The sequence below is a fragment of the Reichenbachiella carrageenanivorans genome (assembly GCF_025639805.1).
Classification (GTDB): domain Bacteria; phylum Bacteroidota; class Bacteroidia; order Cytophagales; family Cyclobacteriaceae; genus Reichenbachiella; species Reichenbachiella carrageenanivorans.
Genome location: NZ_CP106735.1, coordinates 4343259 through 4360865, shown reverse-complemented (window position 1 = coordinate 4360865; position 17607 = coordinate 4343259). Strand labels below are relative to the sequence as shown.

Here is a 17607-nt window from a genome sequence, read left to right as displayed (position 1 = left end):
ATTTTAAAAGTATTTTATAGGATTTGTATCCACCTCGGATAAATTGAGTGCAATATTAGCGAATTTTTCTTTTAAAAAATTGCAAATCAATTCTTTTGTAAATACCTCGCTTTCATAATGCCCGATATCAGCAATGATGGTTTTTTGCTCTGCATCGAAAAATTCGTGGTACTTAAAATCTGCAGTTACAAATACATCTGCTCCCATTCGGAGTGCATGGCCAAGCAAGAAGCTGCCAGATCCTCCGCAAACGGCGATTTTTTTCACTTCATTTTTATGAAAGGCTGTATGGCGAATCACCTGTAGGTTAAATTTATCCTTGAGCAATTGAAAGAAGTCGCCTGTAGCCATAGGGGAGTAGAGCTCGCCTACCATGCCTGCACCTACCTCTTGGTTTTCATTGTCAAGGGCAGTGAGATAGTACGCTATTTCCTCATAGGGGTGTGATTTTTTTAGTGCACTTATTATTTTGTTTTTGAGATGGGATGGAAAGATGCCTTCAATACGGGTTTCTTCTACTGTTTCTCTTGTGTCTGCTTTCCCTATTGCAGGGTTGGCTTGGGAGTTGGGTCTGAAAGAGCCCATGCCTTGGGATTGAAAACTACATTCGTCGTAATTGCCTATTTGGCCTAAGCCTGCTTTGTATAGTGCGTCTAGTACAGTAGAGCTTTGAGTCGAAGGGACAAAAGTAACCAGCTGGGTAAGTAATCCGCTTTTTGGAGCTAGTGTTTTACAGTTGGATAGGCCTATTCGCTCACAGATCATGTGATTGACACCTGTATGCACACTGTCCAGATTGGTATGAATACTAAAAATAGCGATGTCGTTTTTGATGGCTTTGATTACCGTGCGTTCCACGTAATTTTTGCCTGTAAAGGATTTGAGCCCTTTGAATACAATTGGGTGGTGAGCAATGATCAAATTGGCTTTTTTGTCGATGGCTTCCTGCACTACTTCTTCTGTGCAGTCTAGACTGATGAGTATGCTAGTCAAGTCCTGATCTGGACTGCCAGTGATCAGCCGTGCATTGTCGTAAGATTCTTGATAGGATGGTGGAGCCCAATGGTTGAGTGCCCCAATGATTTCATTTATTTTCATATGCCTAAAGATAAGAAATGTCTCGTTTTCGCTGTTGCTAAATTAATGTGCTCTCATAGACCTGTTTAGTGAAGTGGCTATTTAATTTTACCCCATGATTTCGAAATGGAAATATGTGTGGGCACCTTGGGCTGCGATCAATGGACTGCGAGCTGCTTTGCGTGGGCGTTTGTTTGAGATGGGTGTCTGGAAGTCGGTGGAGTTTGAGATGCCCATTATCTATGTAGGTACGCTTGCCAAGGATGATACACTTGAGGTGTCGAGCTATATTTGTAGTCTGCTGGGAGGTGTTTTGCATATACACAGATATAAATTGACCAGCAATGAATGGACTAAGGTAGCCGATGCAAAGACGATGTACGTCACACCACTATTCACCCAAGAGAGTGAAGTAAAAGCATGTTGTACCAGTCATAAAGTATTAGGATTGTCCGAATGGTATCAGTACGAGCCAGAGACTGTCGCTGTAGTGATGGACGATGAGTTTGCTTTGAATGAAATCAGACCGCAGTTGCGCGTGTTGGTGACGAGTCATCATCGCCCATTCTACGAGGATGTTCTTTCGCCTATTGGTCATCTGAACGAACCAAAATCTGCAGCTAGCAGGGCAGATGTGGTGTTGGTTCTTGGTACACCGCCACTTACTGATTGTCATACGATGGAGACAGAAATGCGCCCTTATTTGAAAACCGACACACCTATATTCTTTATTAATGACTTAAACCCAACATCAAATTCATTTAATTCGAAAGATAAAATAGAATTTATAGCAGATCGTCATAACTTTGAGCGCTTGATTTTGAACATCTTGCCAAACGCAAATCCGGATAGTGAATAGATTACTCGTACTTGTTTTAATGCTTTTTTCAGTCCCAGGCTGGGGTCAGATTTTGGATGACTCTACTAAACTGGTGTATGGCCCAACCACTTCTAGGTATATGTATGAAGGTGATCTGCTGCATAGCGATACTTTGTATCATCATATAGACACGAGTATTTATAACCTAGAGCATTTTGAGTTTAAAGACCAATCAGAAGTAGTCTACCAGGATTTAGGCAATAATGGCACGGCGCTTCGCCCCATCTATTATACCGGATCAGAGGTCATCGGCCGTACCACAGGTTTTGAAGCCTACACACCTTATGTGAAGCAAGCAGCAGATTTCAAATATTACGACAGCAAATCTCCCTTTATGGAGTTGAATGTTGGCTTTGGAGGCAAAGGTCGAAATACGGTAGACTTCAACTTTTCCAGAAACATTAATGCCCAATGGAATGTGGGTTTTGATGTACATAAGATATCATCAAACAAACTGATTGGGTCGGCTACGTTGCGCGAAACACAGATTTCAGGTACAGGCGTAGATGCCTATACTTTCCATAGTTCTAAGAATTCAAAATATCATTTGATGTTTCATGCTTATAAATTTGAACATAAGGCGACTGAGACGGGAGGTATTTTGCTGCCAGATGATCCAGAAGAGCGAGATTATTTTCAATATCAAAACTCGAATGTAAACTTGCGTAATGCAGTAAGCTATGATACCAGGACAAGGTTTCATTTATACCAAGAGTATTCAGTGGCAGAATTTTTCGAGGCATTTATGGTGGCAGAGCGAAACAATGTAGAAAACAGATACGAAGACTATCCGCTGTCAGCCACTCCCAATTATTATGATCAAATGTTGATTCGTACGGATTCTACGTTGGATGCTTCACTATTCAACGAATGGAAGGTGAGAGCAGGGATCAAAGGACGTGCAGGTAAGCGAATATTTTACTCGGGCTATGTGAAGCGTCGAGATATAGATTTTAACTACAGTTATCTGGATTCCTTTGGACACATAGCTGAAAACTACATCGGAGGAGATATCACCTTGTATGTCACCGAGACCAATGCACTTAGTGGGCAAGCAGAAGTGATGGATGGAGGGCAGTATTACTTCTCAGGCAAGTATGAAAACAATTTTTTGAAGGCTGCTTACACGTCATCTAAAAGTCTTCCGTCATTTATGTCAGAACGCTATTTTGGTAATCATTATGAATGGACCAATAGTTTCGCAGATGTATTGTCCAATACTATTTCTGGATCGCTCTTTTACACTTTTCCTGTGATTAGGCTAGAGCCTGCAGTGAAGATTTCGACGGTAGACAACTATGTGTATTTTGGAGAGGACAAACTCCCGACTCAAAACTCAGCTGTGGCGCTCGTCAATAACTACTCTGTAAAAGCGGATTTGAGCTTGGGCAAGCATTTCAAACTTGAAAATAAAGTTATCTTCAATAATGTGTCTGGCGATGGCGCAGATGCCATCCGAACGCCTGATTGGAATTTTTTTGGTAAGTGGTATTACGAAAACATTGTATTCAATAATTATATGGAAATGCAGGTCGGTTTTGATGTCAGGTGGCAATCGGCCTATTATGCCAATGCTTACGATCCCATTACACAGCAATTTTATATTCAAAACGATTTTGAAGTTCCTTCTTTTTGGACAGCAGATCTGTTTTTCGTCATGAAGGCACAGAAACTTTCGCTTTGGGTGAAAGTGAAATATTTGAATCAAAAGAAAGAAGAGGGTTACTTTGAAACACCATTTTATCCCGCTACCCGTCGTATGATAGACTTGGGGTTAAGGTGGCATTTTTACGATTGATGGCCATGGAGCAAAATAAGACGACTTTAGGATTGAATCTACCCACAGATCCCCGTTGGGTAAACATTGCAGAAAAATCGATCGATGAAATATTGATAGATCATGCCTATTGTGAGCAAAAAGCAGCTTCGTCTGGTATTTCGCTTATCGTTCAGTATCCCGAATACGAAGAGTTGGTAGAGATGCTGACTGATCTGGTGGCAGAGGAGTGGAGCCACTTTGAACGCGTACTAGAGATGATGAATAAGCGTGGCATCAAGCTGTCTAAAATGCGTAAAGACGAATATGTACTAGCTATTTCGAAGATTGTGAAGGGAGGAGGTAGTAGAGAAGATCAATTGGTCGAAAAGCTATTGCTTAATGCCCTTATCGAAGCCCGTAGTTGTGAGCGATTCAAGATCCTGCATCAAAACATACAAGACGAAGAACTCAGTAAGTTCTATTTTGAACTTATGGTGTCTGAGGCAGGCCATTACAATGGCTTTTTGGATATGGCTAAGAGATTTAAGCCAGAGGCTCAGGTCATGAAAAGATGGTCGGAATTTCTGGCTGCAGAGGCAGAGATATTGAAGACCTTAGAGGTGCGCCCTGACCGTATGCATTAAAAGTAGCCATCAAAATTCACTCTTTTTTTAAAAATTCAAGCTAGGTAAAATACCGATAGGAGCATTTATTATGGGTGCCTGTGTTTGCTGAATAATTCTTGTTTTTTATTTTGTGTTTAGGGGTATTGTCTCTTATGTCGCCTCAGTAGGGCTGTGACGTTTACTTGTTGTCCTTGAAAAGGACTTGTATAAATTTATTAATTAGATAATATTAAGGTTATCTATTATATTAAATATTTATATTTAAATCTCCTTGTTCCATGTGAGATACTTTGCTGAGTACAACTTTCTCACTTCTTTTTTCATTCCTTTTTGTGTGCAGAAAAAATGACTAAACCATTTGGAGGTTGATCAGTCTTTTGGATGTGTGATTGAAAAAAGAAGTGTATATGAAAAATTGGTTAATACTATCGGTAGGGGTTTGCATGATCGCCTGTATGCAAGAAGAACCTGAAATAGGTTCGGATTTTTTTGGTCAGACATCGTTTGAAATCACCTCTTGGGATACCCTCTCGATGAAAATGTACACCGTTGCGTATGATAGTTTGCCTACCAGCTTGGGTGCACGTCTGCTGATTGGTCAAGTTGATCATTCGGATTTAGGTTCTGTTTCTTCTCATTCATATTTTCAACTAAGCCCCAGTGAAGGGTACAGTATCTCGGGAGATCACATTGAGTTTGTGAATGCCTATCTGACTTTGATTTACGATGGCTATTATTATGGAGACACCCTTTCTTCATTATCCTTGGAGGTATTCGAAGTCATTGAGGAATTAGAACTTGATGATGATAATGTCATTTATAATTCAGAAACATTTGAAATAAAATCTGATACATTGGGGACGTATGAATTTAGCCCTAGACCGTATTCGTACGACTCTATCCATATCCCGCTTCACTCCACTTTTGTCTCGGGTCTATTTGATTTTTTGCAAGCAGAAGAGGTGGCTACCAATGACTTTCTGGACCTCTTTCGAGGGGTTAGAATTTCGTCAAAATCAGCAGGAGCTATTGTAGGTTTTCAACCAACCCCTAGGTTGAATATCAACTATTTGGATAAATCAGAGTCACCTTCAATAGAGCGTACATTGACCCTATCAGTACAATCTGGTCAGATACAGTATAATCAGATTACAGGTGAGAAAGCGACTACGCTTTTTGCGGACTTGGACGATGGAGTTTTGAGTACTACTGATTCGGATCACAGGGCCTATGTTCAATCAGGTACTGGTCTAGCTACTCGCATAGAGCTTCCATACCTCAAAACCTTATTGTCTACAGATGAAACGCCCTTATTGGATGAGGTGAAGTTGGAGTTGGTTTTTGAAAACAAAATTCCAGAGGAGGTATATATGCTGGTCGATGGCCTGACCTTATCAAAGGTGAATAAAAACAACGAATTATTGTTGGAATACACCACCATACCTGAGCTAGTAGTGGATTTGGAGTATAAAGAACAAAGAAAAATAGTGATCGACATAAAAGCATTTGTGGAAGAGCAATTGGACATAACCACCCCCGAAAATAATGATGCACTCATGATCAAATTTTCCAATGAAATATATCAAAACAGTGTGGATCATCTGATTTTGATGGATCAGGAAGGCGACGGAAATAGTAAAATCATATTAAGCGAACTAAAAATTAAAGAGTAATGAAAAACACAATAAAAATCTACTTGTCTCTTATAATTATGGCTCTCATGGCGGGTGCCTGTACCGATGATGAAGAGGAAGTAGTCGAAGAAGGAAATTGGATTAGAAGATCGTCCTTTGAAGGCGTAGGCAGGTCAGGGGCAGTATCTTTTGTCTCAGGAAGCAAAGCGTTTGTCGGTTTGGGTTTTGATGGAGATGATTATATCACTGATTTTTGGTCATATAGTGCAGATGATAATTTTTGGGTGAGAGTAAGTGATTTTCCAGGAGTGGGACGTACAGGGGCTGTGGCCTTTGCCGTTGATGGAAAGGGCTATGTAGGTACGGGCTATGATGGAGACGGAGAACTTTCAGACTTTTGGGAGTATGACCTCGCCAGTGATAGCTGGAGTCAGCTTGATGACTTCGAAGGATCTGCCCGGTATCAGGCCATTGGGTTTGCCGTTCAGGGCAATGGTTATATAGGTACAGGCTATGATGGAAATTATCTCAAAGATTTTTGGAAATTCGATACTTCTACGAAGCAGTGGGAGCAAATCATTAGTTTGAAAGGAGAAAAAAGACGTTCGGGAACGGCATTCGTGATAGGAGAGGATGTCTACCTAGGAACGGGAACCAACAATGGACTGTACGAAATAGATTTTTGGCAATTTGACTCGGATGAGGAAGATTGGTATGAGCTCGGCGATATATATGACGAAGACGAAGAATATGTAGTACAGCGTCAAGCTTCCGTTAGTTTTCAAATCAATGGTAAGGGGTATATTTCTACAGGGTCATATGGAGCTAATACAAACACTACATGGGAGTACAATCCATCTTCAGATACTTGGACTGAAAAAAGTGCATTTGAGGGCTCAGGGAGAACAGGGGCAGTTTCTTTTACTATCAATGGGCGTGCATTCGTAGCATTAGGGAGCAATGGAGCAGATAGGTTCGATGATATTTGGGAATTCGTACCGGATCAACTGCTCGATGATGAGGATTGATAAATGAGCCGTATGCATACAATAGAATCAAAATTCTTTAGTCGCTTTGTTGTGATTTTAAGTCTGGTGTTTGGAGTGGATCAAGCGAGTGCTCAAAATGGAGCAGGTTCGGTATACTCCATTTTCGGAATTGGAGAATTGAGCCGTTCTGTTTCGGTTGCTTCTCAGGCCATGGGCAATACAGCCATAGGCCTGTCTAACCCTTATCAAATTAATATTACCAATCCCGCAGCTAATGGCGGGGTTGGTAGTTATTTTAACCATGTATTTGATATTGGGATGTATTATGCCAGTACTAATTATCAAACACAAGAAACTAGCGAAAATGGAAGCTATGGGGGGGTGTCAGATTTTAGTTTTTGGTTTAAATATGGGCAGAAGGGGAGTGCGATTATTGGCTTGTCTAGTTATAGTAATGTGGGGTACAATATCTATAAAGATCAGGTGAATTCATTTCAGACGGGAGATTATGATATTGCTTATCAGGGAAGTGGAGGGCTAAATGAGGCCTATTTTTCGAATAGTTATGCTTTGTTTCAGAATTTTTCTGTGGGGCTCAAACTGGCCTTTATTTTTGGTAGCATAGATCATACAGAAGATGTGGTAGGTAGTCAGTCGTTGTCGCGCTATATGCTCGAAAATCATACCTACATTGCTAACCTAGATTTAGAGTATAGTCTGAATTACCGACTGCCTGTTTCCAAAAATAGTTATGTCAATTTTGGGTTGATTTATAAAAAACCGACACAACTGTCTGGAAATACTTCATCCACTATTTCGGCATGGGACTATAGTGAAGGTACTACCGTAGACGAGGCCGTTCTATATGAAGAAAAGGAGTCAACCTCAGGGTATAAGCTTCCAAGAAAAATGGGATTTGGAGTTTCTCTCAACACGAAAAAGGTAATGTTGGCTGGCGATGTAGAGTTTAACCAATGGAAAGATGGCGAAATAGAAGGGTATTCTAATGATTTGGTGAATACATGGAGGTATTCTGCCGGATTGGAAGTCACCCCAAATCGTTTTGGAGATCAGACACTGGGAAGGATCAGTTACCGAATTGGAGGGTATTATGAAAACTCTTATTTGAAAATCAATGGAGTAAATCCTGAAACATACGCTTTCACCAGTGGTTTGAGTATACCTCTCAGGACAGGGAGTGCAATGAATCTTTCTTATCAAAGAAAATACAATGGAACCACGTCAGAAGGGCTGATATTAGAAAGTTCACATGTGGTCGCCATGAGTTTTAGTATTAGGCGTCGTTGGTTTCAGCGGCCAAAATATGACTAAAAAAGGAGGAGCCTTTCGACTCCTCCTCCACTTACCCAAAACTAATTTTGCTAAAAATCTATTAATCGACTAATCTAAAATCAGTCGTTAACGTTTTTTGGGAATCACCACCTATCATGACTGCAAATCGTCCTGGTTCAGAACCAAAAGTCAAATCCGCACGATAATAGGAGAGTGTCTCGTATGAAATAGTAAATTTAACCTCTTTTTCTTCCCTAGGCTTTAGCGTAATTTTTTCAAAACCTTTCAGTTCTTTTACCGGACGAGTCACACTGCCTACATAGTCTCTGATGTAGAATTGTACCGTTTCCTGACCTGCTACTTTTCCTGTGTTTTTTATTTTTATAGTTGCTGTAATCTGTTCATTATTTCCCATTTCAGTAGATGAAAGCAATAAGTCTGAGTATTCAAATGAAGTATAACTCAACCCGTAGCCAAAAGGATATAGTGGAGAATTAGGAGAATCAGTGTAGTGCGACCAAAAGACCATACCCGCATCATGCGGATTAGTGACTGGCCGACCGCCATTTTTGTGGTTGTAGTAGATGGGGCATTGTCCTACATTTCTAGGAAAGGAAACTGGTAATTTGCCTGATGGGTTGTAGTCTCCAAAAAGCACATCAGCAATGGCATTGCCTGCTTCTGAGCCCAAGTGCCAGACTTCGAGTATTGCAGGAACCTGTTCGTCAAGTTCAGGGATGGCTAGTGACCGACCGTTCATAAGTGTTACTACTATGTTTTTGTTTGCTTTCAGCAATTCATTCATCAACTCCATTTGATCGCCCTTTAGACCAATGTCGGTTTGACTACGGCCTTCACCCGATTGCCAGCAATCTTCTCCCATAGCCAATACGACTACATCTACTTTTTTAGCCAAATCTATAGCTGCTTTGAAACCACTTCTGTCACCATTCACGAATTCTAATTCGTATATGAATGCTCTTCTGCTTTTGGTGAGTGTGTACCCTTTGGTGTATTGCACGTCATTCGGGTCGGCTACTGCATTTCGGATGCCTTCTAGTACGGATACGGCACTATTTTCTACTGCTTGAGCACGCCAGCTACCTAGCGGCACATCTTTGCTACTGGCTAAGGAACCGATTACGGCAATGGATTGACCTTTTTTGGCTAGGGGCAATAAATCATTTTCATTTTTCAATAAGACGATGGACTTTTTGGCGGCCTCTCGGGCAATGTTCAAATGCTCTTTGGTCAGTAGATCCGTTTGCTCTCTTTTGGTATCGCAGTATCTGTAAGGATCTTCGAATAGCCCCAATTGGTACTTCACGGTGAGAATTCTTCTTACGGCATCGTTGAGTATGTTTTCGTCTATTTGACCAGTAGATACCAGTTCTTCGACGGAGTTTTCATAAATATGAGCTTCCATATCCATATCGCTACCAGCCGTCAGGGCTTTGTATCCTGCCTCAAGTGTGTCGGCAGCATAGCCGTGGGTGATCATTTCGCCGATCGACCCCCAGTCAGATACTACAAAACCATTTTGATAGTTCCATGCTCCCTTGAGTAGCTCTCTTTGCAGTAGTACGCTGCCGTTGGCTGATACACCTCCTATTTCGTTGAACGAATTCATGAAGCTGGCAACACCCGCTTCGCTTGCCGCTTTGAAGGGAGGAAGTACCATGTTGTACAAGGTTTGCATACTGATATCCACAGTATTGTAATCTCTCCCAGCTTCAGCAAATCCATAGGCAGCAAAATGCTTGGCACAAGCTGCAATAGTGGCTATATCAGACAAGTCTGAGCCTTGAAAACCTTCGATCCAAGCCTTAGACATATAAGAAGCCAAATACGGATCTTCTCCTGGGCTCTCCATCATACGACCCCATCGGGCATCGCGAGCAATATCCATCATCGGTGCAAAAGTCCAGTTGATGCCAGAGGCAGCAGCCTCTTTGGCTGCTACTGCAGCTCCAGATTTGGCTACACCGGCATCCCAGCTGGCCGCCTGCCCTAGCGGGATGGGCATCATAGTTTTGTATCCGTGTATCACGTCGTAGCCAAAAAGTAGCGGAATACCTAAGCGGCTATTTTCTACGGCTAATTTTTGTGCTTCTCTGGTACCATCTGCTGTGATCACATTGAGCATGGCGCCTACCTTTCCACTTTTTATGTTTTCAAATTTTTGTTGATTGTTTACATCTTTGGGTACAGGCCCTGTAAACTCCCAGCTGCCAGCATATAGGTTGAGTTGTCCTGCTTTTTCTTCCAATGTCATAAGCGACATTAAGCTGTCTACTTGCGCGGCAAAAGGTCCCGTAGTTGATTGCTTTTTTTGCATGTTTCCTCCACATCCTGTTAAGGTGATCGCCATCACGACGATTGCTGTTTGTACCTTCATACTCTTTGTTTTAAATTATTGATAAACAAATAAAACTGATGTCGCTAATTAGAGACCATGGGATATGTAACAATGAAGTGAGGCAGATTTGTCATTGAAGCTATTTATATTTGATTAGGGCTCAATAGACTATAAAATGATTCAATGCATGGAGGACGTAATCTTTTTTTCAACAGCCAGTGAGTTTGGTAAATGGCTGGACTCAAATCATCAAAAATTGACCGAGCAGTGGATCGGCTTTTATAAAGTCAAGTCGGGAATCCCGTCTATGACATGGCCTGAGTCGGTAGATCAGGCACTATGCTATGGCTGGATAGATGGACTGAGAAAATCTATAGACGAGTCGTCTTATAAAATCCGATTTACACCGAGAAAACTTAGAAGCCATTGGAGTGTGGTGAATTTGGAAAAAATGAAAGCACTCATGGCCGAAAATTTAGTTGCCCCTGCTGGACTAGCTATCTACGAGCAGCGCGACAAAAGCAATACGAATCAGGCTTCTTTTGAGCGAAAAGATGTGAGCCTGAGTCCAGGGTATGAGGAGGTATTAAAGAAAAATGAGGAGGCGTGGAATTTTTTTGAAGGACTGTCGCCCTCTGTAAAAAAGGCATCTGTGTGGTGGGTGATAAGTGCCAAACAAGAAGCAACTAGGCAAAGGCGACTCAAGGTATTGATAGAGTCTTCGGCAGCCAGAGAGAAAATACCTATGTTAAGAAGGAGCGGGGAGAAGGGGTAGTCTCCCCGCTTTTTTAGCTCATTACCTAGAAATATTATATTCGCAAGCGTAGGCTCTCGAATCCTTACTGTCTAGTTATTTCTCTTTTCTGTAGTCATTAAACTCACTTAACTCCTTGATCTTGCCATTGGAAGTTTCCATGGTCAAGTCCTCCCATTCGATGAGGTAGACTTTGTCTTGGGTGTCGTAGTAGTACTTTACATACAGCTCGTAGCTGTTCGTTTTGTATTGTTTTACTTGTAGCGGAGTGTCATTTTTGAAAATGACGTGGGTCAGTCGGTTCGCTGATTTATTGATATAGGCAAGACCTTTCGTGTCTTCTAGGAAATGATATTTTTTAGGAAGAGAGGAAGTTTCGTATTGAAAGCTTACTACCAGACTGTTTTCGTCTTCAGACTCAATCGCCCAGCTGTCTGCCAAAACCTTGGCATTGACACCGTCCTTTTTTGTATTGTGATATTTGTAAAAAGTCTTGAATTCTTTTTTAGTTGGCGCTTCGCCGTCTTTGGCTAGGATCACCCACTTTTCAGACACGGGAGCCTCTGGATCAAAAGCGGCTAATTGCACTGAAGTGTCTTGCGCTATGATGGTCTTTATTTTGGCATCGAACCTAAAAGTTGCATCCGAATCTTTGAGACCTGACTCTAGGTCTGCGGGCGTCACGTTAAATTGGGTGATGTATACCGATACTGGTTTGTCTTGAGCCTGAGTTGTAGTGGCTAATAGCAGACCAAGCGATAAAAAGTAGAGTGCTTTTTTCATTGAAGATAAAGTTTGTGAGTGACTAAGTTAATGGGTTAGATGAATTCTATTGGTTTGTACTTCTATCTTTTTTAGGTTATTGATTTGCAAATTAGTAATGTAAAGTAATTTGTGTTGTGGACGGTTTTTTTATTACTTGTGTTAAATAGAATGTGAAATTTATGATCAAAGAAGCTTGTGTTGAAAATTTAGCGGAAGCTCTGAAGGCAGAAGACAATGGGGCAGATCAGGTGGAGCTGTGCGGCAGGCTCGATTTGGATGGACTTACGCCTGAGCGTGATCTCGTCGAGCAGGTACTTAAGCAAATCTCCATTCCTGTCAAAGTAATGGTGCGACCTAGGGGAGGAAACTTTGTCTATTCATCGTCCGAAGTGGAAGAGATGCATGCCACCATCGAGCTTATGAAATCACTCGGGGTGCAAGAGGTAGTGTTGGGGCTCTTGACGGAGCAGGGAGAAATTGCTTGCGCAGCACTCACTCGTTTGGTGCAAACCGCACAACCCATGAAAGTCACTTTTCATAAGGCAATAGATGAATTAGCAGATCCTGTGACAGGAGTGAAACAATTGTTAGAAGTAAAAGGTATTACTTCTGTGCTCACTTCTGGAGGAGCGCCAACTGCCGAAGCAGGAGTTAATGTATTACAGCAAATGAAGGTTATTGCTTTAAATCAAATTCAAATCATAGCGGCAGGAAAAATCACTAATAAGAATCTCGTTGCTGTAGATCAGCTCATAAAGGCAGATGCCTATCATGGTAAACTCATAGTGGGTAGTTTGAAATAAAAAAGGCCGTTCCTGACGAAACGGCCTCTAGATACTAAATCAAACAATTGTGTTTTTGGGGGTTGTATAATCAAAGAGCGTATTGGTTTTTGCTGATCAAGTGATCAGCGATTTCTCTTCTGAGTTGTTTGATGTTGACAGGGTTGATTTTAGTAAACCTTTTCAATCCCATCAGCATGACTTTTTGTTCGTCTCCAGTGGCAAAAGAAGCGATGGCATCTTTGCCTGCTTTATTGATCAATTCTACGGCCTCGTAGAGATACACTTTAGCGGCATTGATTTGCATTTTGCTGGCTTCTTCTCCTTGGATGCTTACCAGTTTTTCGGCTCTGAGGAGCGCAGATTCGGCTGCATAGATTTGTATCATCATATCCGCTGCATTCATCATGATCTCTTGCTCTTCTTCCAGCTTTGGCCCGAAGGTTTGAGCCGCTTTTCCCGCTACCATCAGCACTGCTTTTTTCAATTTGACCAGTACATCTTTTTCTTTGGCAAATGGTTTAGAAAGATCAGGCACTTCGAAAGAAGGGACCGAAACCAATTCCTTCGCTACAGCCATGGCAGGCTCCATGATGTTTAGCTCACCTTTCATGGCGCGCTTCATGATCATACCTACCATCAACATTCTGTTGATTTCGTTGGTGCCTTCATAGATTCTGGTGATCCGAGCATCTCTGTACGCTCTGGCCATAGGGGCTTCTTCTGAGAATCCCATGCCACCGTAGATTTGCACGCCTTGGTCTACTACATAATCCAATGCTTCAGATCCTAATATTTTGATAATGGCACATTCGATCGAAAATTGCTCGAAGCTCTTGAGTTTGGCTTCAGCTGGATCAGTGCCTCTATCGATTAAATCAGTGATTTTGTCGTCGATGTTTTGTCCACCTCTGTAGCAGGCCGATTCTGTGACCCAAGTTTGGATCGCCATTTCAGCTAGTTTGTGTTTGATCGCACCAAAGCTAGAGATAGGTGTGTTGAACTGCTTTCTTTCGTTGGCATAATTGGTGGCCTGAGAGATCACCGTTTTACATCCGCCGAGCACACCTGCGCCTAATTTTATTCTGCCAATGTTCAGAATATTTACAGCGATTTTGAAACCGTTTTCTCGTTCGGAGAGCATATTCTCTACGGGTACTTGGCAGTCGTTGAAGAAGATTTGACGTGTAGATGAGCCTTTGATACCCAGCTTCACTTCTTCGTCGTTCATGGTGATGCCACCGTATGTTTTTTCTACCAAGAAGGCAGTCAATTTCTTGTCGTCGTCGATTTTAGCAAATACAATCAGCAGGTCTGCAAATCCTCCATTGGAGATCCACATTTTTTGGCCGTTGATCACGTAGTGCTTGCCGTCAGCGCTCAGGGCTGCTTTGGTCTTACCAGAGTTGGCGTCGGATCCTGCGTCTGGCTCGGTGAGACAGTAGCAAGATTTCCATTCGCCGCTAGCGAGTAGGGGCAAGTACTTTTTCTTTTGCTCTTCGTTGCCATAGTATAAGATCGGCAGAGTGCCAATGCCCGTGTGCGCGCCATAGGCCGTAGAAAATGAGCCTGTAGCTCCGATTTCATCAGCGATGAGCATGGAGGTGTTGAAGCTCATGCCTAGTCCGCCGTACTCTTCGGGGATAGATATGCCCAATAGGCCAAGCTCTCCAGCTTTTTCCATCAAAGACGGCATGATGCCATCTTCTTGTTTTTCAATTTTTTCTATGTTAGGGTTGATTTCTTTTTCAATGAAATCCTGAGTGGCCTCAGCCATCATTTTTTGCTCCTCAGTAAATTCTTCTCGGATGAAGATGTCTTGGGCTTGTGATTCTCTGATGAGGAATTCTCCTCCTCGGATTGATCGTTTTTCTGCAGTGGTATCCATATCTTTAGGTGTCAATTTTCTTAAAGTTAAACACTTTATTTTGTTATGCATGCATAACAATTCCAAATATATGAAAATATGTTATGCATGCATAACATATTTGATTTCTTTTTCAATTTAGTATGGTATATCAATGCCATTGATTTAGAAAAAAGAAAAGCCCTCGCTGGAGTCTGTGATCCTACGAGGGCTTTTTTTGAGTTTTCTTCAAGCTTTGATTCTGACTTTTATTTCTTCAGTTTGTCTTCAAATACCTTCTTAAATTTTTCCACTTTGGGTCGAATCACGTAGTTGCAATAGGGCTGCTCCCCATTCAGGTTGAAATACTCCTGGTGATAGTCCTCGGCAGGGTAGAAGGTGCTGGCAGCAGTAATCTCGGTCACGATAGGGTCGGTCCAGGCTCCAGAGGCATCGAGTTTGGCTTTGTAGGCTGTGGCTAGTTTATTTTGTTCTTCGTTGTGATAGAAAACTACCGAGCGATATTGTGTGCCTACATCATTGCCTTGGCGGTTGAGTGTAGTAGGGTCGTGTGTTTTCCAAAATACTTCTAGTAGCTCATCGAAGGTGATGACTGATGGGTCGTAGGTGATCTGCAGGACTTCGGCATGGCCTGTATTGCCACTGCATACTTCTTTGTAGGTGGGATCTTTGGTCTGTCCGCCCATGTAGCCGGATATGGCTTTTGATACGCCGTTTAATTCTTGAAAAATGGCTTCTGTACACCAGAAGCAGCCATTGCCAAAAGTTGCTATTTCCATGTTCTTTTTTTGAGCTGATATTGTGTGAGCAAATATGAATAATAATAGGAAAAGGTAAATACGCATAATTGATTTCGTTTGTTGGAGATACGGTTTTTAAACAATGTTGGATTGAAAATAATTCCAAATATTGATTAGAGATGGTTTATAAAGTCTATCTGTCTAGCCATTCTTTAAACTGTGCGACCCGCTCTCGCGAAACAATAAGGTCGTCTGTATTGAAATGAAGGAGTTCGAGTTTTAGTCGGCTGCTAGAGTAGGAGATGATGTCTTTGATACTGTTGATATGAATCAGGTATTTGCGGTTGATTCTGAAGAAGGCCTTCGGGTCTATTAGATCTTGGATTTGATCTAGGGTAAAATCAATAATGAATTTACTGTTGGTTTTGGTGAGGAGGTAGGTTGCTTTATTCTCGCTGTAGAACACTTCTGTATCCTCAGTCATGACGGACTTTAAGTGTTCGCCTACTTTGATGACAAACCGCTCCTTGTAGTTGCTATGGTCTCGTTGTAGCATTTGCATTAGCGCAGAGGTATCTATGCTTTGTGTAGGTTGCTTGTATTTTTCGAATTTGGTCATGGCTTGACGCAAGTCTTCTTCCATCATGGGCTTGAGTAAATAATCTATGCTGTTGACCTTGAAGGCTTGTATGGCATACTGATCGTAGGCTGTGGTAAAAATAATAGGACAGAAGACATCTACTTGTTCGAAAATTTCAAAGGACAAACCATCGGCCAGTTGTATGTCGCAAAAAGCAAGGTCAGGCGCAGGGTTGGTTTGGAACCACTTGATGGCGGTTTTTACAGAATCCAGGTGAGCAATGATTGTAGGAGAGTTGGTCGTACTCTGGAGCAATTGGGTCAATCGGTCTGCGGCTATGCCTTCGTCTTCTATGATGAGTATGTTCATGATTCGAATTCGAGTATGGGAATAGTGACTTGAAATGAGGTGTCTGATGGATTGACTTCCACTTTTTGGTTGGACAACATGTGGTATCTAGATACAATATTGTTTAGCCCGAGTCCGCTGGCGTCCTGTTTGGCTGTATGAATGGGGTTGATATTATTGGCCACCGTGATTTGATTGTTTTTTCTTTCTACTGTAATCAATAAGTGCTTTTCTTTAGAAATTTCATTGTGTTTGATACAGTTCTCTATCAACATCTGGAGTGCGACTGGTGGCACGGTCTCTTGAGGACTGAAAGTGTCTAGGTTTTTGTAAATCACCTCAAAGTTGTCACCAAATCGGATTTGGTTGAGGTATACAAATGACCGTAGAAACTCCATTTCGATTTGGAGAGGCACGACTTCATCGTTTTGATGATCTAGGACGTATCGATACACTTCGGATAGTTTTTGGATGAAATGAACGGCCTTGTTTTGGTCTGCATAGACCAATGAGGTGAGGGCGTTGAGGCTGTTGAATAGAAAATGAGGATTGACCTGACTCTTGAGAGATTCGAATTTCGATTTGAGGTTTTCGTTTTTGAGTTTTTCTACATTGATAGCTGCTTGGCGCCATTCCAATAGAAACCCTTGGCCATGCTGTACAATAGTGATGAAAATAGTGATGCCTAGTGGCATGGCTAATAATGAAGGGAGACCTTGGCTCTGGATGACATCGGTTATAGAGTAGCCCAGGATCCATTCCACATAGATGGCAAGGATAGAAAGCGATGCGATCGGAGTATAGACCAATAGCGCTGATATGCCAAATATGACTCTTTTGATTGGGTGTTCTAGCCATGTCCATCTCAGGTCTAGCCAGTTTATGATGAGATTGTTGCCATTGGCGAGTACGCTCCAAAATACGCTAGAGATCAAGGTGCTTTGAAGAAAGGTCTGGAAGCTGCCTTCCAACATGCGTGTGTGACTTTCAATGGTAGCGATGACCAACCCTCCGATGGTAGGTACAATGACCCAGTGTTTCAAGAATTTGAAAGGCGTATTGTAGTCGTTTTTACAGATGTTGGATATACTCATATGGCCGCTTAGATGGTGCAAAATAATGGGATCGTTGCTCTTTACAAACGATCCCATCTT

Annotated in this window: 15 protein-coding genes; 8 read left to right on the top strand and 7 right to left on the bottom strand. The window is 41.9% G+C overall.

Going from position 1 to position 17607, the window contains the following annotated elements:
* Window positions 1-3 precede the first annotated feature (3 nt).
* The gene (locus N7E81_RS17585) at window positions 4-1098 is read right to left on the bottom strand and encodes a Nif3-like dinuclear metal center hexameric protein (RefSeq protein ID WP_263050911.1); all 1095 of its coding nucleotides are present in this window, start codon (window positions 1096-1098) and stop codon (window positions 4-6) included.
* A 94-nt stretch (window positions 1099-1192) separates the two neighbouring features.
* On the opposite strand from N7E81_RS17585, the gene N7E81_RS17580 reads away from it, so the two are divergent.
* The 6 genes from N7E81_RS17580 (at window position 1193) to N7E81_RS17555 (ending at window position 8297) form a co-directional block, all read left to right on the top strand.
* Window positions 1193-1936, top strand: a complete 744-nt coding sequence (locus N7E81_RS17580; RefSeq protein ID WP_263050910.1) for a tetraacyldisaccharide 4'-kinase — start codon at window positions 1193-1195, stop codon at window positions 1934-1936.
* Window positions 1929-3755, top strand: coding sequence for a putative porin (locus N7E81_RS17575; RefSeq protein WP_263050909.1), 1827 nt, complete (start codon window positions 1929-1931; stop codon window positions 3753-3755). The genes N7E81_RS17580 and N7E81_RS17575 overlap by 8 nt, the downstream gene beginning before the upstream one ends.
* The gene (gene miaE / locus N7E81_RS17570; protein WP_407692717.1) at window positions 3755-4360 is read left to right on the top strand and encodes a tRNA-(ms[2]io[6]A)-hydroxylase; all 606 of its coding nucleotides are present in this window, start codon (window positions 3755-3757) and stop codon (window positions 4358-4360) included. Before N7E81_RS17575 ends, miaE begins: the two co-directional genes overlap by 1 nt.
* Window positions 4361-4749: 389 nt before the next feature.
* Window positions 4750-6015 carry a DUF4270 domain-containing protein gene (locus N7E81_RS17565; protein ID WP_263050907.1) on the top strand — a complete coding sequence of 422 codons (1266 nt, stop codon included), beginning with the start codon at window positions 4750-4752 and terminating at the stop codon, window positions 6013-6015.
* Window positions 6015-7004 (top strand): Kelch repeat-containing protein, encoded by a 990-nt coding sequence (locus N7E81_RS17560; protein WP_263050906.1) that lies wholly within the window; start codon window positions 6015-6017, stop codon window positions 7002-7004. Before N7E81_RS17565 ends, N7E81_RS17560 begins: the two co-directional genes overlap by 1 nt.
* A gap of 12 nt (window positions 7005-7016) precedes the next feature.
* Complete coding sequence (locus N7E81_RS17555; protein WP_263050905.1) at window positions 7017-8297, top strand: hypothetical protein; 1281 nt, start codon at window positions 7017-7019, stop codon at window positions 8295-8297.
* A 61-nt stretch (window positions 8298-8358) separates the two neighbouring features.
* Here the strand turns inward: N7E81_RS17555 and bglX are convergent, their stop codons facing one another.
* A complete protein-coding gene (gene bglX, locus N7E81_RS17550; protein WP_263050904.1) occupies window positions 8359-10656 on the bottom strand; it encodes a beta-glucosidase BglX in 2298 nt (765 codons plus the stop codon).
* Window positions 10657-10804: 148 nt separating this feature from the next.
* Here bglX and N7E81_RS17545 point away from each other — a divergent pair, with 148 nt between their 5' ends.
* Window positions 10805-11392, top strand: a complete 588-nt coding sequence (locus N7E81_RS17545) for a YdeI/OmpD-associated family protein (protein ID WP_263050903.1) — start codon at window positions 10805-10807, stop codon at window positions 11390-11392.
* A 75-nt stretch (window positions 11393-11467) separates the two neighbouring features.
* Here the strand turns inward: N7E81_RS17545 and N7E81_RS17540 are convergent, their stop codons facing one another.
* Window positions 11468-12154: a hypothetical protein gene (locus N7E81_RS17540; RefSeq protein ID WP_263050902.1), complete on the bottom strand. Its 687-nt coding sequence runs from the start codon at window positions 12152-12154 to the stop codon at window positions 11468-11470.
* Between the two features lie 161 nt (window positions 12155-12315).
* Here N7E81_RS17540 and N7E81_RS17535 point away from each other — a divergent pair, with 161 nt between their 5' ends.
* Window positions 12316-12939 carry a copper homeostasis protein CutC gene (locus N7E81_RS17535; protein WP_263050901.1) on the top strand — a complete coding sequence of 208 codons (624 nt, stop codon included), beginning with the start codon at window positions 12316-12318 and terminating at the stop codon, window positions 12937-12939.
* Window positions 12940-13009: 70 nt separating this feature from the next.
* On the opposite strand, the gene N7E81_RS17530 is transcribed toward N7E81_RS17535, so the two are convergent.
* The 4 genes from N7E81_RS17530 to N7E81_RS17515 all read right to left on the bottom strand — a co-directional run bounded on the left by N7E81_RS17530 (window position 13010) and on the right by N7E81_RS17515 (window position 17604).
* The gene (locus N7E81_RS17530) at window positions 13010-14806 is read right to left on the bottom strand and encodes an acyl-CoA dehydrogenase family protein (RefSeq protein WP_263050900.1); all 1797 of its coding nucleotides are present in this window, start codon (window positions 14804-14806) and stop codon (window positions 13010-13012) included.
* Between the two features lie 227 nt (window positions 14807-15033).
* Window positions 15034-15564: a peptide-methionine (S)-S-oxide reductase MsrA gene (gene msrA / locus N7E81_RS17525; RefSeq protein ID WP_263050899.1), complete on the bottom strand. Its 531-nt coding sequence runs from the start codon at window positions 15562-15564 to the stop codon at window positions 15034-15036.
* 154 nt (window positions 15565-15718) lie between these two features.
* Window positions 15719-16474 carry a LytR/AlgR family response regulator transcription factor gene (locus tag N7E81_RS17520; protein WP_263050898.1) on the bottom strand — a complete coding sequence of 252 codons (756 nt, stop codon included), beginning with the start codon at window positions 16472-16474 and terminating at the stop codon, window positions 15719-15721.
* Window positions 16471-17604 carry a sensor histidine kinase gene (locus tag N7E81_RS17515; RefSeq protein WP_263050897.1) on the bottom strand — a complete coding sequence of 378 codons (1134 nt, stop codon included), beginning with the start codon at window positions 17602-17604 and terminating at the stop codon, window positions 16471-16473. Before N7E81_RS17515 ends, N7E81_RS17520 begins: the two co-directional genes overlap by 4 nt.
* Window positions 17605-17607: the final 3 nt, after the last annotated feature.